This window comes from Bradyrhizobium sp. MI1.10, from assembly GCF_055811035.1.
Genome location: NZ_JBVVPN010000020.1, coordinates 132230 through 154585, shown reverse-complemented (window position 1 = coordinate 154585; position 22356 = coordinate 132230). Strand labels below are relative to the sequence as shown.

The following is a 22356-nucleotide window of genomic DNA, read 5'->3' as shown; positions in this document are numbered from 1 at the left end:
TTTTGTCCCAATGGTGTGTGGGAATGCGGAGGAATGCCAATGGCATCATATGGCAGTAAGCTTCGTCCGATCAACGACATAGCGTGTACACCGGCGTCTCTGCGGGACCATCCGAATATTTATTTTCCCCTGCGCAGGGAAGGCCGAGTGTTCGGCGTCACCTGTATGCTGCTGTGCGGTCTCTTTGCGCTACACTTTCGCGCAGCGGACCGCGGGTGCCAGCCGGCACCCGGTCTTCCCTGCGCCCTCTTCACAGAGGAGGGCTACGAAAAAAGCAAAACTCGGGCATTTGGTGCCGCGAGAAGGCTGCTTCATGTGCGATTTGAGCGAGGGAATGGTGCTGCCAGACAGGATTGAACTGTCGACCTCTCCATTACCAATGGAGTGCTCTACCACTGAGCTACGGCAGCATGTGCTGGGGTAAGAATCGGCCGCCACGAGGGGCCTACCAAGCGGGCCGATATCTGCCACAAGCCCCCCTCCTGTGCAAGCTTGCTAGCTCCGCCAAAGCGATAAAATCGGGTCGATATCGGGGCCAAAATGCCTGTTTTGGCTCGAAACGGCCGACTTTCCGCGGATTCGGTTCCGATATCCCCACCCAACTGGCCAGTTGCCCGATGCGCCGGATTCGATCCATTTCGATTTTCGCACGATCGGATCGCGCGGGCCTCTTGAGCTGCCTTATTCCTCGGGCATGTTATCGCCGATCGCTGTAATGGACCCCGATGGCAGACGAGAACGACAAGAGCACGAGGCAGGACTCCAGACAGGCGAGGGCGTCCCGCGACGACCGGCTCAAATCGGCGCTGCGCGAAAACCTGAAGCGGCGAAGGATGCAGGCGCGCGAACGGGCCGCAAGTGGCGGCCGCTCGCAGAACGAAGATGATTCCCTAGATGAGGGGACCGCCGGCAAGATAGCCGACAAGACCGGCGACTAGAATTTTTTGGAGTGCATGGCCGTGGCAATGGGGCAGGACGAGCAGCAACGACCCGACGGTGACGCGCAGATGTCGCGGTTCACCCGCCCTGAGCAGACCTTTCCGGCGCTGACATCAGCCGAGATCGAGCGGATGAGGCATTTCGGTGAGGTCCGCAACTACGCCGATGGGGAATTCCTGTTCGAGACCGGCAAGCCCGGGCCGGGCATGTTCGTCGTGCTGAAGGGCCACGTCGCCATCACCCAGCGCGACGGCCTTGGCCATGTCACCCCGTTGATCGACCAGGGGCCGGGGCAATTTTTGGCCGAGTTGAGCCAGCTCTCGGGACGGCCGGCGCTGGTCGACGGCCGCGCCGAAGGCGATGTCGAGACGCTGCTGTTGCCACCGGAGCGGCTGCGCGCGCTGCTGGTCGCCGAGGCTGAACTCGGCGAGCGCATCATGCGCGCGCTGATTCTGCGCCGGGTCAATCTGCTCCAGGGCGGCGTTGGCGGCGTGGTGCTGATCGGTCCGTCGCATTCGGCAGGCGTGGTGCGGTTGCAGGGCTTCCTCACCCGCAACGGTCAGCCGCATCATCTGCTCGATCCCGCGCGCGATCGCGACGCCGCCGATGTCATCGCGCGTTATTCGCCCAAGCCGGACGATTGGCCGCTGGTCGTCACCCCCGATGGTGCGGTGCTGCGCAATCCCGGCGAAACCGAGCTTGCGCGCGCGATCGGCATGATCGGCGGCCCGCGCAACGACCGCATCTACGACGTCGCGATCGTCGGCTCCGGGCCGGCCGGGCTCGCTACCGCCGTGTATGCCGCGTCCGAAGGCCTCTCGGTCGCCGTGCTCGACACCCGCGCCTTCGGCGGCCAGGCCGGCGCCAGCGCGCGCATCGAAAATTATCTCGGCTTTCCGACCGGAATTTCCGGCCAGGCCCTGACCGCGCGCGCCTTCAACCAGGCACAAAAGTTCGGCGCGGAGATCATGATCCCGGTGACGGTGAAGTCGCTCGACTGCACGCGCAAGGACGGCGCGTTTTCGGTGGCGCTCGACGGCTGTGATCCCTTGCATTCGCGCGCGGTGGTGGTCGCAAGCGGCGCGCGCTATCGCCGGCCCGAGATCGAGAACCTCGACAAGTTCGAAGGCCGCGGCGTCTGGTATTGGGCCTCGCCGGTCGAGGCGAAGCTGTGCGCCGGCGAGGAGGTCGCGCTGGTCGGTGCCGGCAACTCCGCGGGACAGGCCGCCGTGTTCCTGTCGGGACACGCCAAAAAGGTGCTGATGATCATCCGCGGCGGCGGCCTCGGCGCCAGCATGTCGCGCTATCTCATCGAGCGCATCGAAGCCACGCCGAACATCGAACTGATGTTCAACACCGAGATCACGGCGCTCGAAGGCGACGAGGCTTCGCTGCTGCGGCGCATCCGCTGGAAGAGCCGGCTCTCGAGCGACGAGGATTTCGCCGACATCCGCAATCTCTTCCTGTTCGTCGGCGCCGATCCCGCCACCAGCTGGCTCGACGGCTGCGGCGTGACGCTCGATCGCGGCGGCTTCGTCGTCACCGGCGCGCAGTCCGAGCAGAACCAGGGCCGGCTGGTCGCGCCGCTGGAGACGTCGGTGCCCGGCGTCTACGCCGTTGGCGACGTCCGCTCCGGCTCGGTCAAGCGCGTCGGCGGCGCCATCGGCGAGGGCGCGCAGGTCGTGGCCTCCCTGCACGGCTTCCTCGGCGACGCCGCAAAACCGGCGCTTTAGTCAGGGACAAGGCAAGTAAATGGCAAGTCGAATGAGGCTTGCCATCCTGCGGTGTGATGCGGGACTATCTCCCCTCATCCTGAGGAGCGGCCGAAGGCCGCGTCTCGAAGGATGAAGGCCCGGATGCAAAAGCCGGGCCTTCATGGTTCGAGACGCGTGCTTCGCACGCTCCTCACCATGAGGATCTAACAGAACAAATTTCAACGGGAGGACTAAATGGCCGAACTCGTCGTGCTCTACAAGACGCCCAAGGATGCTGCCGCCTTCGACAAGCATTATGCCGAGACCCACATTCCGCTCGCCAAGAAACTTCCCGGCTTGAAGAAATACGCCGTCAGCACGGGCACGGTCGGCTCCCCCGCCGGGCCTTCCGGAATTCACCTTGTTGCCATTCTCACCTTCGACAACGTCGCCGCCATCCAGTCGGCCTTCGGCAGCGAAGCAGGCAAGGCGGCCGCCGGCGACGTGCCGAAATTCGCCACTGGCGGCGCCGACCTGTTGATCTTCGACACCAAGGAAGTGTGAGCCGCTTCGACTTCGCGGGCTACAACTGCCGTCGTTTGCGACAGCGTTGCAAAAATTCAGCCATGCGTTTTCGATTCGCACGATGACGCATGGCTGCGCACGCATGTGTGACGTCGCGCAGGTGGCAATCCGATGAGGACCGTAATATCAATCCGATCCCAATGCGGAGATTAGGAGAGATGTCATGGTTCTTGGGTTGAGCTTGCCCGCCTTCACGCTGGTTCATGTCATCATCAGCCTGATCGGCATCGTCGCCGGCCTCGTCGTGATGTTTGGCCTGCTCGGCTCGAAGCCGATGCCGGGCCTCACCGCGATCTTCCTGCTGTTCACGATCCTCACCAGCGCCACCGGCTTCCTGTTTCCGTTCAAGGAGCTGCTGCCGTCGCATATCATCGGCATCATCTCGCTGGTCCTGCTCGCGATCGCCTGTCTCGCGATCTACGGCATGAAGCTCTCTGGCATCTGGCGTCCGGTTTACATCGTGACCGCGATGATCTCGCTGTATTTCAACGTCTTCGTGCTGGTAATCCAGTCGTTCCTGAAGGTGCCGGCGCTCGCCGCGCTCGCACCTGCCGTGGCACCAAATCCACCGGGAGGTCCCGTGTTCGCCGTGGTGCAGGGCCTCGTGCTGGTGTTCTTCGTGGTGCTCACCATCGGCGCCTGGCGCCGCTTCAAGCCGATGGCGTTCGCCTGATCATTCAAGGAGCCTGACAATGCCTACCATCACCACAAAGGACGGCGTCGAGATATTCTACAAGGACTGGGGCTCGGGCCAGCCGATCGTGTTCAGCCACGGCTGGCCGCTGTCGGCCGACGACTGGGACGCGCAGATGATGTTCTTCGTGACGCACGGCTATCGCGTCATCGCGCACGACCGTCGCGGCCATGGCCGTTCGTCGCAGGTCGCCGACGGCCACGACATGGATCATTATGCCGATGATCTCGCGGCCGTGACGGCCCATCTCGATCTCAAGAACGCGATCCATGTCGGCCACTCCACCGGCGGCGGCGAAGTGGTGCATTACATCGCGCGCCACGGCGAGAGCCGGGTGGCGAAGGCCGCGATCCTCTCGGCGGTGCCGCCGCTGATGCTGCAGACCGCGGCCAATCCCGGCGGCCTGCCCAAGAGCGTGTTCGACGATTTCCAGGTGCAGCTCGCTGCCGGCCGCGCCAGCTTCTACCGCGACATCGCGGCTGGCCCCTTCTATGGCTACAATCGTCCCGGCGCGAAGCCGTCGGAAGCGGTGATCCAGAACTGGTGGCGCCAGGGCATGATGGGCGGGGCGAAGGCCCATTATGACGGCATCGTCGCGTTCTCGCAGACCGACTTCACCGAGGACTTGAGGAAGATCAATGTGCCGGTGCTGGTGATGCACGGCGACGACGACCAGATCGTGCCTTACGCCGACTCCGCGCCGCTGTCGGCCAAGCTGTTGAAGAACGGCACGCTGAAGACCTACAAGGGCTTCCCGCACGGCATGCCGACGACGCACGCCGAGACCATCAACGCCGACCTGCTGGCGTTCTTTAGGGAGTGAGCGGCCTCACGCCAAGATTGCCCTGATCGCGTCGAAGGTGCGCTTGACGAAAGCTTCCGGCTTCTCCCGCGCTCCTCCGGCGATCCAGCTCTCGCCGCCGACGCGCATCGCGCCGGTGGCGATCATGGCGACGAGCCGCGCCTTCAGCTGGTCCGATTTGGTTCTGGCGCGCTGGGCGAGCCCTTCGGCCAGCGCCCGCTCGAGCTTCTCGTATTTGAGTTGGTCGCGCGCTCGAAGCGCGGGATTGTCGCGCTTCAGCCGCGACATTGCCGCGGCCTCCGCCGGATCGATCCGCTTGAGCGCCGCCGCGATCGCGTTCTCCGCCGCCGTCAGCATGGTTTCGCCCGCCGGCCGCGCCACGACCTCCGCGACCAGCGCGGCGGCGGCGCCTTCCTGCCAAGCCGCGACCACGTCCTCTTTCGAGGCGAAATAATGGAAGAAGCTGCGTCGCGACACGTCCGCCGCGGCCGCAATATCGTCGATGGTCGTGGCCTCGAAACCGCGCTCCAGGAATAGCGCCATCGCGGCGCGGGTCAACCGCTCGCGGGTCGCTTGCAATTTGCGCTGGCGCAGACCGGGGCCATCAGCGGATTTTGCTCCTGCCGGCAATGGCTTGGTGCGCCTGTTGACTGATTTCCCGGCAACTTTCGAAAGCTTCAAATCACTTCACCACTTGCAAAGTTGCACCCAGTGCACATTTAGACCCGTCGCGGGGCCTTTCCCAGCCCCGACGGAGCTATGGCATGACCGACTGGACCACGGCAGACATCCCCTCCCTCAGCGGCAAGACTGCCGTCGTGACCGGAGCGACGGGCGGCCTCGGCTACGAGACGGCGATGGCGCTGGCGGGCGCCGGTGCCATTGTCATACTCACCGGACGCAACGAGGCAAAGGGCCTGCGCGCGATCGAGGGCATTTGCGAGCGCTTTCCCAATGCGCTGATCGCCTACGAGCATCTCGACCTCGCCAGCCTCGCTTCCGTCGCCGATTTTACCAGGCGCTTCGCCGCCAGCAACGAGCAGCTCGACCTGCTCGTCAACAATGCCGGCGTGATGGCGCTGCCAAAGCGGCAGCAGACGGCGGATCGTTTCGAGATGCAGCTCGGCACCAACTATCTCGGTCATTACGCGCTGACGGCGCGGCTGTTGCCGCAGCTTCGCCGAGCGAAGGCGGCTCGGGTCGTCAACCTCTCGAGCCTTGCGCACCGCTCCGGGGCGATCAATTTCGACGATCTGCAGGCTAAGCATTCCTATCGTCCGTGGCGGGCTTATTGCCAGTCCAAGCTGGCGATGCTGATGTTTTCGCTGGAATTGCAGCGCCGCAGCCTCGCCGCAGGCTGGGGTCTGACGAGCCTTGCCGCACATCCCGGCTACGCGCGGACCGATCTGATTTCGAACGGTCCGGGTGCGAACACGTTCCAGTGGCGTGTGAGCCGGTGGCTGCAGCCCTTCATCAGCCAGTCTGCCGCGGAAGGCGCGCTGCCGACTTTGTTGGCGGCGACCTCGCCGGCAGCAGAGCCGGGCGGCTACTATGGTCCCAACTGGTTCTTCGAATTGAAAGGGCCGCCGCGGCCGGCGAAGGTCATGCCGCATGCAAAGGATTTCGCCTCGTCAGCCATGCTGTGGGATGTTTCGGCGACGTTGACCGGTATATCCTTCGACGAGATCGCGGCCGCCGCATGAGCCGCGAGCCTGTCGGGGAGGTCCCGATGCAGATCATCATCTTCGGCGCGACCGGCATGGTCGGGCAGGGCGTCTTGCGCGAATGCCTGATCGATGCCGGCATCGATCGCGTGCTCGTGGTCGGCCGCAGCCCGACCGGCGTCCGCCACGCCAAGCTCACGGAGATCACGCACGGCGATTTCACGGACTACTCGGCGATCGAAGCGCAGCTCACCGGCTTCGATGCCTGCTTCTTCTGCCTCGGCGTCTCCTCGATCGGCATGAGCGAGGAGCGCTACCGCCATCTCACCTATGACCTCACGCTCGCAGCGGCGACCGCGCTGGCACGGCTCAATCCGCAGATGACATTCGTCTATGTCACGGGCGCCGGCACCGATTCCACCGAGCAGGGTTCGCGGATGTGGGCGCGGATCAAGGGCAAGACCGAGAACGATCTGCTCAAGCTGCCGTTCAAGGCGGCCTACATGTTCCGCCCCGGTGCAATCCAACCGCTCCACGGTGCCCGCTCCAAGACCGCGTGGGTGCAGGCCGTGTATGCAGCAAGTTGGCCACTGTGGTCGGTACTGCGCCGGGTCTCGCCGCGGCTCGTCACCTCGACGGAGCAGATCGGCCGCGCCATGATCCGGGTTGCGCGGGAGGGGTATCCGCGAAAGGTGCTGGAGATGGAGGATATCAATAGCCTCTAGTCCAGTGGGGCGTTAGTTCTAGGGAAATTTCGCCGCCGGCGCGCGTTGAGCCCCGTCCGCCCGAAGCAGAAAGCGCCGTCGATGTCTCCCCAGCTCAAACTGATCGCACTCGACGCCGACGACCTCTCCGTGATCTCGGCCCACGTCCAGGACGCCCGCGTGCAGCCCTCGGACATCATCTGGCGGCAAAGCGAAAAGCGGCTGGTCGTCGGCATGAGCCGGTTGGACTGGGAGCAGACGCTGGACGGCGAGGCCGAGCCGCGCAGGCTGGTCGCCGCCCTCCGTTTCGACCGCGTGCTCGCCTGCAAGTCGCGCAACATCGACCTCGACGCGCCCGACACTGTCCTGGATCTCGTCGGCATCGAATTCCACGGCCAGGACGCCCCCGGCGGGAGCGCGTTGCTCCTGTTTGCCCAAGGCGGCGCCATCCGCCTCGACGTCGAATGCCTGGAATGCGAACTGACTGATCTGGGGGCGGATCAGCTGGGAGCGGGGTTGGAGGCTGAAGGGGAGGGGTGAGGTGGCATGCCAAGGCCACGCATTCCGCTTTCGCCAGGACGACGCCGGAGGGGAACGGCCCGGCCCAAGGGTTGACGCAGCTTCCCCGCCGCGCCATTGAGCAGGGGCCTGGTGAGCCAAACCGCGCCCCCAAAAACCAGTTAGAAGCCAAGATGCCCGTTCGTCTCGACCGCAGCAGCGCCGATTTTGACCAGCGATTCGGGGCCTTCCTCGCCGCCAAGCGCGAGGCCTCGGCCGACGTCGAGGCGGCCGCGCGAGCCATCGTCGACGACGTGGCGAAGCGGGGCGATGCCGCCCTGCTCGAGGCCACGGCAAAGTTCGACCGGTTGACGCTCAATGCATCCGGCCTGCGCGTCACCGCCGCCGAGATCGAGGCCGCGGTGAAAGCCTGCGACGCAGCGACCCTGGATGCGCTCAAGCTCGCGCGCGATCGCATCGAGACCTATCACAGCCGGCAACTGCCGAAGGACGAGCGTTTCACCGATTCGCTCGGCGTCGAGCTCGGCTGGCGCTACACCGCGATCGAATCCGCCGGCCTCTACGTGCCCGGCGGCACTGCAGCCTATCCGTCTTCGGTGCTGATGAATGCGGTGCCGGCAAAGGTCGCGGGCGTAGCGCGCCTCGTCATGGTGGTGCCCTCGCCCGACGGCAAGCTCAACCCGCTGGTCCTGGCGGCAGCAAAGCTTGGCGGCGTCACCGAGATCTATCGCGTCGGCGGTGCGCAGGCGGTTGCCGCGCTCGCGCATGGCACCGCGACGATCGCGCCCGTCGCCAAGATCGTCGGACCCGGCAACGCGTATGTCGCCGCGGCAAAGCGGCTGGTGTTCGGCAAGGTCGGGATCGACATGATCGCCGGTCCCTCGGAGGTGCTTGTCATCGCCGATGACACCGGCAATGCCGACTGGATTGCCGCCGACCTGCTGGCACAGGCCGAGCACGATTCCAGCGCGCAGTCGATCCTGATTACCGATTCCGCGCGCCTTGCCGCCGACGTCGAAAAGGCCGTCGAGGCGCAGTTGAAGACGCTGCCGCGCGCTGCGATCGCCAGCGCCTCGTGGGCCGATTTCGGCGCCATCATCATGGTGCAGAGCCTCAATGACGCCATTCCGCTCGCGGATGCGATTGCCGCCGAGCATCTCGAGATCATGACGCATGATCCCGACGCGCTCGCCGCAAGGATCCGCAACGCAGGCGCCGTGTTCCTCGGGCCGCACACGCCGGAGGCGATTGGCGATTACGTGGGCGGCTCCAACCACGTGCTGCCGACGGCGCGCTCGGCACGATTCTCGTCGGGGCTCTCGGTGCACGATTTCCTCAAGCGCACCTCGATCCTGAAATGCGGCCCGGATCAGCTGCGTGCGCTCGGTCCGGCCGCGATGATTCTCGGCAAGGCGGAGGGGCTAGATGCCCATTCGCGCTCGATTGGATTGCGCCTCAACCTGTCATGACCCAGCCGCCCGAACAGGACGACTCGACCAATCGCATCGTCGGCGTCACGCTCGACGAGGACTCGATCGGCCGTTCCGGGCCCGACATCGAGCATGAGCGCGCGATCGCGATCTACGATTTGATTGAACAGAACCTGTTCGCGCCGGAGGGCGCCGACGGGAAGGGGCCGTTCACGCTGCATATCGGCATCACCGGCAGCCGCCTGATGTTCGACATCCGCCGCGAGGACGGCACGCCCGTGGTCGCACATCTGTTGTCGCTGACGCCGTTCCGGCGGATCGTGAAGGACTATTTCATGATCTGCGACAGCTACTACCAGGCGATCCGCACCGCGACGCCGGACAAGATCGAGGCCATCGATATGGGCCGCCGCGGCATCCATGACGAGGGCTCGCGCACGCTGCAGGAGCGGCTGAAGGGCAAGGTGCGGGTCGATTTCGAGACCTCGCGCCGGCTGTTCACGCTCATTACTGTCCTGCACTGGAAGGGTTAAGCGCGATGGCGGGTCCGCCACGCGCACGCGATCCGCAATCGGTGCTGTTCGCGTGCGCCATGAACAGCGTGCGCTCGCCGATGGCCGAGAGCCTGCTGCGGCACATGTTTCCGCAAGGCCTCTACGTGAAGTCGGCCGGCGCCAGGCGCGGCGAGCTCGATCCGTTCGCGGTGTCCGTGATGGCCGAGCTCGGCCAGGACATCTCCACCCACAAGCCGCAGACCTTCGAGGAGCTGGAGGATTGGGAGGGGCTGAATTTCGACCTGATCATCACGCTGTCGCCGGAGGCGCATCACAAGGCGCTGGAGCTGACCCGGACGCTTGCCGCCGACGTCGAGTATTGGCCGACGCTTGATCCCACCACCATGGAAGGCAGCCGCGACCAGAAGTTGGCGGCTTACCGTGACGTCTGCGACCAGCTCCTGCTGCGCATCCGCCGGCGGTTTTCGAAGGTGGGCGCGGCGAACGGGTAGCATTCGGCGCCCGTAACACCCGCGTCACAGACTGCGGGCACACGCATCCTGTACCCGTCGAATCAGTAAAGTCCGGGTTCCCGGGTTGTGAAATCAGCCCCCGTCCGATAGGTTCCGCGCGCAATTCACCCCCTGCTTCATTCCCCAAATCACCTGATGCTCGGCCGCCCCAAATTCGTTCTCGCCTCCGGTTCGCCGCGGCGCCTGTCGCTGCTCAACCAGGCCGGCATCGAGCCGGACGCGCTCCGGCCCGCCGACGTCGACGAGACGCCGAAGCGGGGCGAGCTGCCGCGCGCCTGCGCCAACCGGCTCGCGCGGGCCAAGGCGGATGCGGCGCTCAAATCGGTGCAGCTCGACGACGAGCTGCGCGGCGCCTTCATCCTCTCCGCCGACACGGTGGTGGCGGTCGGCCGCCGCATCCTGCCCAAGGCCAACCTCGTCGACGAGGCCGCGCAGTGCCTGCGGCTGCTGTCGGGCCGCAACCATCGCGTCTACACCGCAATCACCCTGGTGACGCCGCGTGAGGCCTTCCGCCAGCGCCTGGTCGAGACCCGCGTCCGCTTCAAGCGCCTCTCGGAGGACGACATCCAGGCCTATATCGGCTCCGGCGAATGGCGCGGCAAAGCCGGCGGCTACGCCGTGCAGGGCATCGCGGGGTCGTTCGTGGTCAAGATGGTGGGGTCCTACACCAACGTGGTCGGCCTGCCGCTCTACGAGACCACCACGCTGCTTGGCGGCGAAGGTTTCCCGATCCGCTTCGGCTGGCTCAACGCCACCGCCGTCTGAGCCGACAAGCCGCTCCTGTAAAAATCGCGAAAACAACCCCATGCACAGTAGAATTGCCCCGCGGGAATCTGGCCGGAACGCCTGCACTTCCGCCGGGGGAACCCCTTTGGCGACAGGCTCTTGAACTCTCTCACCTCGTGCAAGCTGAGCACCCTATGGATGACCAGGTGAAAAAGCCCGCAAGCCCCCTCAAAACCTGCCCGATCTGCGGCAAGCCGCAGTCCGAGGCCACCCGCCCGTTCTGCTCCTCGCGCTGCCGCGACGTCGATCTGAACCGCTGGCTGAAAGGCTCCTACGTCATCCCCGGCCGGGATGACGAGGCGGATGGAGAAGAATAAACAAGTAATATCAACATTCTAAGTGAATGATGCCCGCGCAGCACGCCAGCTCCAGCAAGCCCGCCCGACCTTGTGCACAGCCGGGCCGCGCCCGGCGAAGCCTCTTGGCGAAGCCGGGTGGACAGGCAGCCTTCAGCCCACTATAAACCGCCCGCTCGATGGGCTTTGGCCCCTCTTTGGAGCACGCCCAGGTAGCTCAGTTGGTAGAGCATGCGACTGAAAATCGCAGTGTCGGTGGTTCGATTCCGCCCCTGGGCACCATTTTCGCTCGCCACGGGCAACATCTTCCCCAGCGCCAGGTCTTGACCAGCCGGTTCGCGCAGCAATCCCGTTCCGGAACCAGATCGCGCCCGCCCATTGCTGGCACTCTGCTTGCTCAGCCAGGACCAAAGTCTGGCCTTGGAAGAGAGGCCGTTTCAGGTTGAGGCAAGTGATGCAGGAAGTGTCCCGTTCTGATGCTGCTGGCGAACTCCGGCTCGATGCGTTGGTCGCCGATTTGTGGTGGCGCGTTCGGCTCATGAACACAGACATTCTCGAGGAAGAGGCGAGAGCAGGGGTGTTTGACGTGCTGCAGCCGACATACCCGCTTCTTGCGCTTAATCTTCGCGCGCGACGCGACAATTTGGTCTCGACGATCGGCGTGCTCGAGCAGCGTGCGCGATCAACGTCGGAAGCGGCTTGAGCGCGGTCTTCTGTTACACCGGGAACGTCAGCGATTTCGCGAGCCTGACCAGATCGACCTGGCGTCGGCAGCCCGTCTTTTCGAAGACGTGAATGAGGTGGCTCTTCACGGTGCTGACGGAAACGCCGAGCAAGGCCGAGATCGCGTCTCGTGTGTGTCCCTCGCAGATGAGCTCGAAGATGCGAATCTCGGCCGGCGTCAGGTCATAGAGCTGGTTGAGCGCATCGTGAGGCAATCGCGGTGGCCCGGAGGCTGACGTCACGAACACGGCGGCAGCGGCGCTTTGGATCAGGCCGGATCGCGTGTGGCTGCGTCGCAACGGCAGAACGTGAATGACGAGAGCGTCACCGCCTTGGCGAGGGATCGGGATGCCGATGCCTTTTTGCCCGAGCTTCGTCTCGTCCCTTGCCGCCTGCGCGACGGCCGATTGCAATGTGGCCGTGGTCGCCACGGATTGAACCGCGATCCTGCCATGCCTTGCCATGATCGGATCGCCGGCCGCGAGCATCGCCGCGGCTGCGGCGTTGGCGTGAACGATCTTCGAATCCTCGTCGGCCAGGACGACGCCCACCGTCAGGGCCTCCACCGTCGCCGCGAATGTGTTGGCCTCCACCGCCTTCATGTCGAACAGATTGCTGATCGTCACGGCGCGGCGGATGTGAGGCGCCAGAAGGCGCAATCCGTCGACCTGCACATCGTCAATGCGGCCTGCCGACTCATGCTGGCTGAATATCGCATTTCCAACCATCGTCCTGTCGCGTACGAGGCCGACGGCAACGGCGTCGAACAAGCCCTTGGGCAGGGCCCATTCGCGATAATAGCGGTTGCTGGAAATGATCTCCGACCGGACGGCTTCGGATTGAACGATCGGCTCGCCGAGCGGATACTGCTGAATGCGCTCGGCGCCGCCCCAGAGCTCGATGATGTCGGCGCCGTAGCCGACCCCGTTCTGGGCCATCTGGGCCAGGTCGGACCCGGAGACCGCATTGACGACGGCCTTCATATTGGTGAGGCTGGCGACCGAGAGCGCGCCGGTGGCAAAGCCGAACTCGGCGCAGATCTCATCCAGAACTTCGGTCCAGCGTTCCGGCGCGATCACACAATCATAGATACTGCCGATGAGGTCCGAGAACTTCTCGACCGAAGCCTGGTGCATTCCAAACCACTCACTTGAAAATAACGGACGTCACTTGAACGTTAGTTTAGGAGTGGCTTCATCGCCTATGATGTATTTCACAACCCTGAGGCAGTGATCTTATCATCGTGATTCCGTGGCACAAACGGGAACACCGAACACAAATGCTTGGGGTGGCTTGTTGGCGACCGCGACGAATTTCGCGCTCGTGCTTTGTCGTCGCTAGTCCAGTGTCTGTTCTGCTCGATGCCTGCTCAAAACTGCGGCAGATGCGATGCGGAGCGCGTCGGCAGGCCGTGTCAAGTTGCATGGTTCCTCTCCATGCAACCTGGATCAGGGCGTGATATCCTGGCCCTCGGGACGGAATTGACCGTCCCCGCATCTGGAAGGACATGGCCATGACGTTGTCATCACGCTTCGGTACGCGTCCCGCTGTCGCCATCTCATCGATTGCACTGCTCCTGTGCGCCCTCGGCGGCACCGCGATGTCGCAACCGACGCCCACCACGACCGCCGCCGACACCCAGCTTCCCGGCGTCACGGTCGATGCGCCGAAGCATATGGCGCGGCCACACCGGCCAGCGCATCACGCGACAGCTCGCGGGACCGCATCGCGCACGTCAGCCGCTTCGACGGCGTCACTGGCGCCGAACTCGGACGCCGCGAAGCTTGCCAAGCTCGCCGCTGCCACGGGCAGCTGCGTCGGCGGTTGTCAATCGAGCTTCAAGACGGGCGACAAGCCCTGGGTTGGTTGCAACGTTTCGGGTGGCGTCTATTCGTTCACGTGCCGTAACGTCGCTAACTACAAGACCTATGACGAGTGCAAGGAAGCAGGACGGATCACCGGCTGGCGCTCCGGCGAGACCTCGGCATATTGCAGCAGCCTTGCGTTGAAGTAGCAGTGCGGATGGCCTCTCCTCCGATTGCACGAGGCAAGTCGCAAGCGGGTCGACGATCAGCGCGTGATTGACGACACATATCATTCCAGCCGGTCAGTCCAGCCTGTTGTCAGGTGGCTCGCGTCATGGATCGTCTGCGCATGGCGCCTATGTCCATTCGCGATTGTGAGGCTTGCGAACGAGCCACGCCCGCGCTCTCATGCTATTGCTGCCTCCGCAATGACGCGAGGACACCCATGCTCCCCCTTCCCGCCGATATCTTCACCGAGCCCGAGGACGTCTCGCCCGACGGGCTTGCCAATCTCGGCCCGCTCCGCCGTCTCGCAGGCAGCTGGCAGGCCGACAAAGGTATCGATATCAATCCGAAGGCGGAGGGGCCGGAGCGGCGGACCTTCATTGAGCGCATCCGGATGGACCCGATCGATCCGCAGGCCAACGGGCCGCAGCTGCTCTATGGGCTGCGCTATCACATCCACATCAACACGCCCGAGGAAGACATCACCTTCCACGACCAGGTCGGCTACTGGTTGTGGGAGCCTGCGACCGGGCTGATCATGCAGACGCTGGCGATCCCGCGCGGGCAGGTGCTGCTGGCGTCGGGCAAGGCCCGGGGCGGACGACAAGGAGATCTCCGTGACCGCCAAGCGCGGCGACACCGCATACGGGATCTGCTCGACTGATTTTCTGGAACAAGCGTTCCGCACCGATGCTTACCGCTGCGACATCACCTTCAACGACGACGGCAGTTGGACCTATCTGATCCAGACCGAGTTGTTCGTGCGCGGCGCGCCGTTCAACCATCGCGACACCAACACGCTGAAACTCGTCGCGCCGCCGAAGCTCAATCCCCTCGCGGTGATCTTGAACGATCGCGCCACGGGGAAAAAGGGCAATGAGCCGGCAGCCTGAGCGCGGCCCGGAGATACGCATGAAGCCTTACGTCATCTGTCTGATGCATTCGAGTCTGGACGGCCGCACCCATCCGAGCCGCTGGCGCCCGAAGGGGGCAGGGACGGACTGGTTCGAGAAGATCCACGACGAGCTCGGCGGCGATGCCTGGGTAATCGGCCGCGTCACCGGCTCGGAGTTCGCCAAGGGCAAGCCCTATCCCGCGACGGCGGCCGCGAAATTTCCGCGCGAAAATTGGTTGGCACGACGTGACGCGAAAACCTATGGCGTCGTGCTCGATGCGAAGGGCAAGATCGGCTGGGGCCGCTCCGATATCGGCGGCGATCCGATCGTCGTCGTGCTGACCGAGAGCGTCTCCGATTCGCATCTCGCGGGGCTCCGCCGCGAGGGCGTGTCCTATATCTTTGCCGGAAAGTCCGAGATCGACCTCGCGCGGGCGGTGGACATTCTCAACCGCGAGCTCGGCGTGAAGCGCCTTCTGGTGGAGGGCGGGGGCGTCGCCAACGGCGCGTTCCTGCGTGCCGGCCTGATCGACGAGTTCGATCTGATCCTTAGCCCCGCGATCGACGGCGCCAAGGGCGCGCCCTTCGTGTTCGATTCCACGGATGCCGATGGCGACCGGCGTGCACCGCTGAGCGCGATGACGCTGGAGAGCACGCGAGATCTCGGCGGCGGCGTCCTGCTGCTGCGCTATCTGATCCAGAACGATCCGCAGGCCGTGGGCAAGTAAGCACCGACATGTCGGCAACATCAGAGCATATCGTCATCGTCGGTGCCGGCGCGGCCGGCCTGATGGCGGCGCGCGAGCTGGCGTGCGCGGGCAGGACGGTGACGATCCTGGAGGCGCGCGAGCGCTGCGGCGGCCGCATCCATCCGCTGTCTGTTTCGGAGTTCGGCTACCCCGCCGATGGCGGCGCCGAATTCGTCCACGGCGAGGCGCCGGTCACGCGCGCGCTGCTGCATGAGGCCGGGCTGTCCCTTCAGGAAATCGAAGGCGAGCGATGGGGCTTTGACGGCGCAGACATCGTGCGCGAGGACCGCCACGATCCGCTTGAGGCTGAGCTGCACGCCGTGGTTCGGGAATTGAATGACGATCTCACCATCGCCGATTTCCTGCGCCGGCATTTTGCCGGCGATGAGCATGCGGGGCTGCGCCATTCGATCGAGCGAATGGTCGAGGGCTACGATGCGGCCGATCCCGAGCGCGCCTCCACGCTGGCGCTGCGCGAGGAATGGATGGCTGGCGGGCACTCTCCGCAGGCGCGCATCAAGGGAGGCTATGGTGGGATGATCGACTTCCTGGCAGCCGAGTGCCGCAAGCTTGGCGTGATGTTTCGCTTGGGCTGCGTGGTGTCGGCGATCGAGGAGGAGGGTGGCGCGACCGCCGTTCGCTGTATCGGCGGCGACGTGCTTGGCTGCAATCGCGTGATCCTCACTGTTCCGTTGCCGCTATTGCGCGAGATCGGGCTGCCGAGCCGCGCGCGCGCGAAGGCGGCGGCGGCCGACGACATCGGCTTCGGTAACGTTATAAAGATCCTGCTGCGCTTCGGGCGGCCGTGGTGGCGCGAGCGCAAGGAAGAGCTCGCGGACATGAGCTTCCTTTTGTCCGACCAGACCGTCCCGGTGTGGTGGACGCAATATCCGAACCGGCATCCCGTGCTGACCGGATGGTTCGGCGGCCCGCGCACGGCAGCGCTGTCGCACCTCGGCCCGCAAGCGCTGATCGATGCCGGGCTCGATTCGCTTGCGACCGTCTTCGGCCTGTCGCGTGAGGACCTCGCGCGCGAGATCATCGCGGCCGTTGCGACAAACTGGGCGCACGATCCCTATGCCCGCGGCGCCTATTCCTGGGCGACGCCGCGAACGCGCGAGGCGCAAACGATCCTCGCGCGCGCCGACGGTCCGGTGTCGTTCTCCGGCGAGGCGCTCTATCGCGGAGCCGACATGGGCACGGTCGAAGCGGCGCTGGCGAGCGGTCTGGAGACGGCGGGATTTATCTTGCAGGGATAGCTGACAGTCAAGAAAAAGGCCCGCATCCCGCGGGCCTTCGTCTTACCAGGGACCGTCTTACCAGCGGCTGCCGCCGAAGCCGAACGTCACGCTGGGACCGCCGCCGCCGTAATATCCGTACGGTCCGCCGCCGTAATAGCCGTGGTGCCGCGGGTAATAGCCGTAGCTCCGGTAGTGCGGACGATGAAATCCGTGATGGTGGTGAGGACGCCAGTGATGGCGATAGCCGTGATGATGGTGCCTGTGCTGCGCGCTGATATCGGTCGACTGGCCGGCTGGCGCGTTGTGTTTCGCGCTTGAATTGTTGGCCGCGTTCGCCGCGGATCCGCCTGCAAGCGCCGCAGCACCGACGGCTATCGCGACAATGAGATACTTCATGTCATTACTCCAGTTGAATGTCGTGTGACAACACGTGGTCATCCGGCGCGTTCCGGTCAGTGCGGGCGTCGAAACGACGCAGTTTCATTGGCGTTCGATTTGCGCGGCTGCGTGCGTCTCGTGAGATTTATTGTCGCATCGCGGGCGTCGATCGCAACTCTGCCATCACTCTGCCGCGAATGACGCAATCACGTCATCGGTGGAGAGTCGCGAAAGGCCGCCATGCCGGGGGCTGATCAGTCAATCGCTCAACTCAACGTGATCCTCATGCGCGTTGCGCTTGATCCAGCGCAACTCCGGCCAGTGTCTCCCCATGCAATGTCGCCGCGACAATTCGAATTGCAGATCGAGGCAAGACATGAAGGCGTATTTCATCGGTGGCGGCATTGGATCGCTCGCGGGCGCGGCGTTCCTGGTTCGTGACGCGCAGCTGCCGGGGCGGGACATCGTGATCTACGAGGCGCAGCCGCTGGTCGGCGGCAGCCTCGACGGCGCGCTGCTCGCGAACGGCGCTTATTCGCTGCGCGGCGGACGCATGCTCACGACCGATCACTACGAATGCACCTGGGACCTGCTGTCGAGCATTCCCTCGCTCGAACATCCCGGCCTCAGCGTGCGCGAGGAAACCGTCGCGTTCAACACCGAGAACCCGGCGCATTCGCAGGCGAGGTTGGTCGATCGCAACCGCTTCAAGCTCGACGTCTCGCATATGGGATTTTCCGCGCGCGACCGGCTCGAGCTGCTGCGGCTCACGGAGGCGTCGGAGGAGACGCTCGGCAACAGCCGCATCACCGACTGGCTGTCGCCCAAATTCTTCGAATCCAATTTCTGGTACATGTGGCAGACCACTTTCGCCTTTCAGCCCTGGCACAGCGCGGTCGAGCTGAAGCGCTATCTGCATCGCTTCATGAACGAATTCCCGCGCATCGAGACGCTCGCCGGCGTCAAGCGCACCGTCTACAACCAGTATGACGCGATCGTGCGGCCGCTTGCCGACTGGCTCAAGGGTCAGGGCGTGCAGTTCGTGCGCGGGACCGCCGTCACCGACATGGCGATCGAGAGCGAGGACGGACGCTTGCGGGTGCGCCAGCTCGTACTCGACCGCGACGGCCGCATCGCCAATGTCCAGATCGAGGACGGCGACCTCGTGTTCTTTCAAAACGGCTCGATGACGGATGCCTCGAGCCTGGGCTCGATGACCGAGCCGGCTCCGCGCCTGACCAAGTCCGACAGCCGGGGTTGGGCGCTGTGGGAACAAATCGCGGAGGGACGTCCCGAATTCGGCAAGCCGTCCGCGTTCAACGCGTCGATCCCGGAATCCTATTGGCTGTCATTCACGGTCACCTGCCGCGATCCGCGCTTCTTCGACAAGATGGAGGCGTTCTCCGGCAACAAGGCCGGCACCGGCGGCCTCGTCACGTTCAGGGACTCCAACTGGCTGATGTCGGTGGTGCTGTATCACCAGCCGCATTTCGCCGGACAGCCGAACAACGTGCAGGTGTTCTGGGGCTATGCGCTGCGTCCCGACCGCGTCGGCAATTTCGTGGCCAAACCGATGTCCGATTGCAGCGGCGCCGACATCCTGAAGGAGCTTTGCGGCCATCTGAATTTCGAGCTTGGCGTCTTCGAGGATGCGATCTGCGTTCCCTGCCGCATGCCCTACATCACCAGCATGTTCATGCCGCGCAGCGCGACCGACCGGCCGCTGCCGGTGCCCAGGAATTCCGTCAATCTCGCCTTCGTCAGCCAGTTCGTCGAAATCCCCGATGACGTCGTGTTCACCGTCGAATATTTGGTGCGCGCGGCGCAGACGGCGGTCTATCAGCTGATGAAGATCGATCGCCCTGTGCCGCCGGTGACGCGGCACGACAAATCGCTCGCAGTGATCTTCGCAACGCTGGAAAAGGCGTTCACGTGACGGGTCGAGTTATTTGAACGGATCCTGGATCGATGGCGCCGACTGCCTGATACGACGCACGCTCACGGGCGTGCCGTCGGAAACGAACAGCAGTTCGTAGCGGCGGCCCTCGCTGTCGGTGGCGGAGCAGGTGACATCAGTCACCTTCTTGGCGGCGAAATTGCCGGTCTGGCGGCAGAGGCCGGTGGAGGTCTGCTCGGCCGGCACTGGCAACCCGTCGACCTTGGGGCGGTCCTTGGAGTTGAGCAGCATGCGATCGATCGGCAGCTCGTAGGAATTGTCGTCGGCGCGCTTGCCGTTCTCGCCGGAGAACGACACGACGTGATTGTGATCGGCGGGATCGTCGACCGCGACCGCGAAATTGACCCGGCCCTTGTCACCATGGGCGTAGGCCACCGTCTTGCAGGCGAAGGTGCGCCCGGCGACCTTCAACGTCTTGCAGTGGCCGGACATCAGCGCCAGCAGGTCGACGTAAGCGTTTGCGGCCGGAGGGTTGTTGACGGGAATCGACAAGGAAGACTCGGCAAAACAAGGGCTTGCCAGGCTGATAAGGGCGGCGGTGAGGACTGGTCGGCAGAGGCGCATCGGGAGGCTCACATGCCAGGGAACCACGGAAAAGTTCCGTCCGATAACCAGCGAACCGCAAATTGGTTGCGATCCCGTTTGTTCTACCGGATTCGTCTGAAATACCACCGCGCCACCCCAACGGCGATTCGCCCGTATCGCCCAACCATTCCCGGCCGGCACTTGCCGCCCGGCCGGTGTTTTTTTCGTGGCGGAGCTACCCCATTGCCGCCTGCCAGCGCGTATCGCGCAGGGAGGGACGGCGGTGCAGGCGCGCGTCGAGCAGCGCGCGGGCGCGCGGCAGGTCGCCGCTGCGCATGAGGGCAACGACAAAAGTGTCCTCGATCAACTCGCGCTGGGCATGGCTGCCGCCGACGCGCACGACCTCGCCGAGGACCGGCGCGAGCATTTGCACGCATGCCGCGTAATCCTCTTCCGCAAAGGCTGCCAGCGCACGGCAGACCGCGGGCACCACGGGACCGGCCGGAAGCTTGCCATCGGCGAGCCGCTGCTCGATCGCGGCAAGACGTATGGCGAGCGCCTCGCGATTTTGCGTCGCAGCCGCGAACAGCGCCATGTGGATGTCGGCGAAGGGCAGGCTCGATTTCGGAAACAGCTTTTGCGCGGTGGCATCGGCTTCGACCCAGAGCGCTTTCGGCACGGCGTGGCCGTAAGCCGACAGGCGCCAGAGCAGGGACGCGGCGTCGGTGACGACGTTGAGCGGCGGCGCCTGCGTCGCCTGCGGCTGCAGCACGTCGGCATAGATCGCGAGCGCCCGCGCGGCATCGCCATGCTCCAGCGCGCCGAGCGCCTGATGCCAACGGATGTGGCCGTGCAAAATTCCAGCCCGGTCGTAAGAGGGTATCCAGTCGTCGACGAGTCGGTCGGCCGCCTCGATCGAACCGTCCTCGAACATCGCGTGCAGCACGGCGTGCGCGGCGTGGGCATTCTGCCGGCGCAGGTCGAAGCCGCGCTCGGTGATACCGCGACCGCGACCGACATTGCCGTTCTCGGTCATCGCCCAGCCGTACATGGTGAGGAACCACCAATCCTCGCCATAGTGATGCGCCACGCGCTCGCACAGCTCCTGCCGCGCGCGGTCGTGATCGGCCATGCCGGAGAATGCGAACAGGCCGAAGGCGCCGAGCGGCAGCGACAGCACCAATGCATCGCGCGGCCACGCCTCGACGTGCTTCATCGTCGCCGCGATCGCCTCGGGCAGCCGGCCCTCGATTGCGAGCGCCAGCGTCTCGACATGCGAACGCTCGCGTTCCGTGCCGCGTGTCGCCACGAGCTCACGCGCGAGTGCCGCCTTCTGCCGTGCCAGATCGCCTTGCTGATAGAAGCCATGCAGGCGGCCGCGGGCGATATGGGCCATCGCAAAATCCGGATCGGCCGCAATCGCGCGCTCCAGCGTTTCCGCCGTACCGGTCCAGCCCGCGAGCATGAGGTCGACGCCCTCACGATAAGCGGATGCCGCCTCGGGCGAAGAGGTAGAGAGCGGCAGGCCGTAGCGATCTTCGAGGGCCATTCCTGTCTCCGGCTCAAGCCGTCCGCGCGCGACATCCTTCAATCGGATAGGCCGGGTCGTTGTAGCCCGGCGTCGAGGGATGCCCCGGCACGACGAGCCTGTCGATCAGCGCCTCGTCTTCCGCAGTGAAGCGATAGTCGAGCGCGCCGGTGTAGCCGTCCCATTGCTCCTCGGTGCGCGGCCCGGCAACGATCGAGGAGACAAAGGCGGAGTTCAGCACCCAGGCGACCGCGAACTGGCCTGCGGTGATGCCCTTTTTCTCAGCGTGGGCCTTGATCTCCTGCGCCAGCTGAAGCGATTCCGGCCGCCATTCGGTCTGCATCATGCGCGTGTCGTTGCGGCCTGCGCGCGTCTCCTTGTCGGGAGCCGCGTCGGGCTTGTATTTGCCGGTCAGCACGCCGCGCGCCAGCGGGCTGTAGGGCACGATGCCGAGGCCGTAATAGGAGCAGGCCGGGAAGTGCTCGACTTCGGGCATGCGGTTCATGGCGTTGTAATAGGGCTGGCTCACCGCGGGCCGGTCGATGCCGAGCCGGTCGCAGATGTTGCAGATTTCGGCGACGCGCCAGGCGCGGTAGTTCGAGACGCCGAAATAGCGCACTTTGCCGGCGCGGATCAAATCGCCCATCGCGCGCACCGTCTCTTCGAGCGGCGTCGCATGGTCTTCCTTGTGCAGATAATAGATGTCGATGTGATCGGTGCCGAGCCGCTTGAGGCTCTCATCCGCCGCCTGCAATACCCAGCGTCGCGACAGGCCGACACGGTTGGGATCGTCGCCCATGGGATTGGCGAGTTTCGTCGCGAGCACCCAGGCGTGACGGTTGTTGCCGATCGCGCGTCCCACGACCTCTTCGGATGCACCCTTCGAATAGGCATCCGCGGTGTCGATGAAATTGATCCCGGCCTCGTGCGCCTTCGCGATGATCCGCTTTGAGGTGGCTTCATCGGTCGGCCCGCCGAACATCATCGTGCCCAAGCAGATCGGCGACACTTTGATGCCGCTGCGGCCGAGTTGGCGATATTGCATGGGCACGTCCTTGCTGCTTCTTGTGGCATCAGCATAGCCGTCTCATGCCGTGGTTTTGGGGGCGCCCGCCGCCCACCACGGGTGCGCGCGCGGCAAAGCGCGGGTTTTTGTTGGGGGGGGGGGCGGCGGGCCGGGGGGGGGGGGG

Annotated in this window: 24 protein-coding genes, 2 tRNA genes and 1 pseudogene; 20 read left to right on the top strand and 7 right to left on the bottom strand. The window is 64.8% G+C overall.

Annotated elements, in window-relative coordinates; genetic code table 11:
* Window positions 1-335: 335 nt before the first annotated feature.
* Window positions 336-410: transfer RNA gene (locus tag AC0L3K_RS22100), tRNA-Thr, on the bottom strand.
* 315 nt (window positions 411-725) lie between these two features.
* On the opposite strand from AC0L3K_RS22100, the gene AC0L3K_RS22095 reads away from it, so the two are divergent.
* The 5 genes from AC0L3K_RS22095 to AC0L3K_RS22075 all read left to right on the top strand — a co-directional run bounded on the left by AC0L3K_RS22095 (window position 726) and on the right by AC0L3K_RS22075 (window position 4735).
* On the top strand, window positions 726-938 hold the full coding sequence (locus AC0L3K_RS22095; RefSeq protein WP_473366886.1) for a hypothetical protein: 213 nt from the start codon (window positions 726-728) through the stop codon (window positions 936-938).
* 27 nt (window positions 939-965) lie between these two features.
* Entirely contained in the window at window positions 966-2672 is a 1707-nt protein-coding gene (locus AC0L3K_RS22090; protein ID WP_473366899.1) for an FAD-dependent oxidoreductase, read from the top strand.
* Between the two features lie 216 nt (window positions 2673-2888).
* Window positions 2889-3197 carry an EthD family reductase gene (locus tag AC0L3K_RS22085; protein WP_007597575.1) on the top strand — a complete coding sequence of 103 codons (309 nt, stop codon included), beginning with the start codon at window positions 2889-2891 and terminating at the stop codon, window positions 3195-3197.
* Between the two features lie 184 nt (window positions 3198-3381).
* Complete coding sequence (locus AC0L3K_RS22080) at window positions 3382-3891, top strand: hypothetical protein (RefSeq protein WP_354126890.1); 510 nt, start codon at window positions 3382-3384, stop codon at window positions 3889-3891.
* A gap of 19 nt (window positions 3892-3910) precedes the next feature.
* A complete protein-coding gene (locus tag AC0L3K_RS22075) occupies window positions 3911-4735 on the top strand; it encodes an alpha/beta fold hydrolase (RefSeq protein WP_007597570.1) in 825 nt (274 codons plus the stop codon).
* Window positions 4736-4741: 6 nt separating this feature from the next.
* Here AC0L3K_RS22075 and AC0L3K_RS22070 read toward each other — a convergent pair whose 3' ends face one another.
* On the bottom strand, window positions 4742-5395 hold the full coding sequence (locus AC0L3K_RS22070; RefSeq protein WP_354126888.1) for a TetR/AcrR family transcriptional regulator: 654 nt from the start codon (window positions 5393-5395) through the stop codon (window positions 4742-4744).
* Window positions 5396-5478: 83 nt separating this feature from the next.
* On the opposite strand from AC0L3K_RS22070, the gene AC0L3K_RS22065 reads away from it, so the two are divergent.
* The 10 genes from AC0L3K_RS22065 to AC0L3K_RS22020 all read left to right on the top strand — a co-directional run bounded on the left by AC0L3K_RS22065 (window position 5479) and on the right by AC0L3K_RS22020 (window position 11843).
* Complete coding sequence (locus tag AC0L3K_RS22065) at window positions 5479-6417, top strand: SDR family oxidoreductase (RefSeq protein ID WP_354162712.1); 939 nt, start codon at window positions 5479-5481, stop codon at window positions 6415-6417.
* Window positions 6418-6443: 26 nt separating this feature from the next.
* Complete coding sequence (locus AC0L3K_RS22060) at window positions 6444-7103, top strand: NAD(P)H-binding protein (protein WP_007597567.1); 660 nt, start codon at window positions 6444-6446, stop codon at window positions 7101-7103.
* Window positions 7104-7184: 81 nt separating this feature from the next.
* The gene (locus AC0L3K_RS22055; protein ID WP_007597561.1) at window positions 7185-7622 is read left to right on the top strand and encodes a DUF2948 family protein; all 438 of its coding nucleotides are present in this window, start codon (window positions 7185-7187) and stop codon (window positions 7620-7622) included.
* Between the two features lie 152 nt (window positions 7623-7774).
* Complete coding sequence (gene hisD / locus AC0L3K_RS22050; RefSeq protein WP_035993721.1) at window positions 7775-9070, top strand: histidinol dehydrogenase; 1296 nt, start codon at window positions 7775-7777, stop codon at window positions 9068-9070.
* Complete coding sequence (locus AC0L3K_RS22045; protein WP_018453111.1) at window positions 9067-9564, top strand: UPF0262 family protein; 498 nt, start codon at window positions 9067-9069, stop codon at window positions 9562-9564. The genes hisD and AC0L3K_RS22045 overlap by 4 nt, the downstream gene beginning before the upstream one ends.
* A gap of 5 nt (window positions 9565-9569) precedes the next feature.
* A complete protein-coding gene (locus tag AC0L3K_RS22040; RefSeq protein WP_219682453.1) occupies window positions 9570-10037 on the top strand; it encodes an arsenate-mycothiol transferase ArsC in 468 nt (155 codons plus the stop codon).
* Window positions 10038-10193: 156 nt separating this feature from the next.
* Window positions 10194-10823 (top strand): Maf-like protein, encoded by a 630-nt coding sequence (locus tag AC0L3K_RS22035; RefSeq protein WP_007597557.1) that lies wholly within the window; start codon window positions 10194-10196, stop codon window positions 10821-10823.
* Window positions 10824-10978: 155 nt separating this feature from the next.
* Entirely contained in the window at window positions 10979-11161 is a 183-nt protein-coding gene (gene yacG / locus AC0L3K_RS22030) for a DNA gyrase inhibitor YacG (protein WP_007597555.1), read from the top strand.
* A gap of 185 nt (window positions 11162-11346) precedes the next feature.
* Window positions 11347-11422, top strand: a tRNA-Phe gene (locus tag AC0L3K_RS22025).
* Between the two features lie 172 nt (window positions 11423-11594).
* Window positions 11595-11843 carry a hypothetical protein gene (locus AC0L3K_RS22020; RefSeq protein ID WP_354127099.1) on the top strand — a complete coding sequence of 83 codons (249 nt, stop codon included), beginning with the start codon at window positions 11595-11597 and terminating at the stop codon, window positions 11841-11843.
* Window positions 11844-11856: 13 nt separating this feature from the next.
* On the opposite strand, the gene AC0L3K_RS22015 is transcribed toward AC0L3K_RS22020, so the two are convergent.
* Entirely contained in the window at window positions 11857-12999 is a 1143-nt protein-coding gene (locus AC0L3K_RS22015) for a helix-turn-helix transcriptional regulator (RefSeq protein ID WP_473366885.1), read from the bottom strand.
* Window positions 13000-13376: 377 nt separating this feature from the next.
* On the opposite strand from AC0L3K_RS22015, the gene AC0L3K_RS22010 reads away from it, so the two are divergent.
* From AC0L3K_RS22010 to AC0L3K_RS21995, 4 genes and pseudogenes are all read left to right on the top strand, one after another.
* Window positions 13377-13877, top strand: coding sequence for a hypothetical protein (locus tag AC0L3K_RS22010; RefSeq protein WP_007597540.1), 501 nt, complete (start codon window positions 13377-13379; stop codon window positions 13875-13877).
* Between the two features lie 236 nt (window positions 13878-14113).
* Window positions 14114-14786: pseudogene (locus AC0L3K_RS22005) on the top strand (FABP family protein).
* A gap of 19 nt (window positions 14787-14805) precedes the next feature.
* The gene (locus tag AC0L3K_RS22000; protein WP_354199974.1) at window positions 14806-15516 is read left to right on the top strand and encodes a RibD family protein; all 711 of its coding nucleotides are present in this window, start codon (window positions 14806-14808) and stop codon (window positions 15514-15516) included.
* Between the two features lie 8 nt (window positions 15517-15524).
* Window positions 15525-16796, top strand: coding sequence for a flavin monoamine oxidase family protein (locus AC0L3K_RS21995; RefSeq protein WP_354199973.1), 1272 nt, complete (start codon window positions 15525-15527; stop codon window positions 16794-16796).
* 57 nt (window positions 16797-16853) lie between these two features.
* On the opposite strand, the gene AC0L3K_RS21990 is transcribed toward AC0L3K_RS21995, so the two are convergent.
* Window positions 16854-17174, bottom strand: coding sequence for a hypothetical protein (locus AC0L3K_RS21990; RefSeq protein ID WP_219682448.1), 321 nt, complete (start codon window positions 17172-17174; stop codon window positions 16854-16856).
* A 358-nt stretch (window positions 17175-17532) separates the two neighbouring features.
* On the opposite strand from AC0L3K_RS21990, the gene AC0L3K_RS21985 reads away from it, so the two are divergent.
* Window positions 17533-19092 (top strand): oleate hydratase, encoded by a 1560-nt coding sequence (locus tag AC0L3K_RS21985; protein WP_473366884.1) that lies wholly within the window; start codon window positions 17533-17535, stop codon window positions 19090-19092.
* Window positions 19093-19101: 9 nt separating this feature from the next.
* Here the strand turns inward: AC0L3K_RS21985 and AC0L3K_RS21980 are convergent, their stop codons facing one another.
* The 3 genes from AC0L3K_RS21980 to AC0L3K_RS21970 form a co-directional block, all read right to left on the bottom strand.
* On the bottom strand, window positions 19102-19677 hold the full coding sequence (locus AC0L3K_RS21980) for a hypothetical protein (RefSeq protein WP_007597530.1): 576 nt from the start codon (window positions 19675-19677) through the stop codon (window positions 19102-19104).
* A 196-nt stretch (window positions 19678-19873) separates the two neighbouring features.
* Window positions 19874-21187 (bottom strand): tetratricopeptide repeat protein, encoded by a 1314-nt coding sequence (locus tag AC0L3K_RS21975; protein ID WP_473366883.1) that lies wholly within the window; start codon window positions 21185-21187, stop codon window positions 19874-19876.
* 13 nt (window positions 21188-21200) lie between these two features.
* Window positions 21201-22211, bottom strand: coding sequence for an aldo/keto reductase (locus AC0L3K_RS21970; protein WP_473366882.1), 1011 nt, complete (start codon window positions 22209-22211; stop codon window positions 21201-21203).
* Between the last annotated feature and the right edge of the window lie 145 nt (window positions 22212-22356).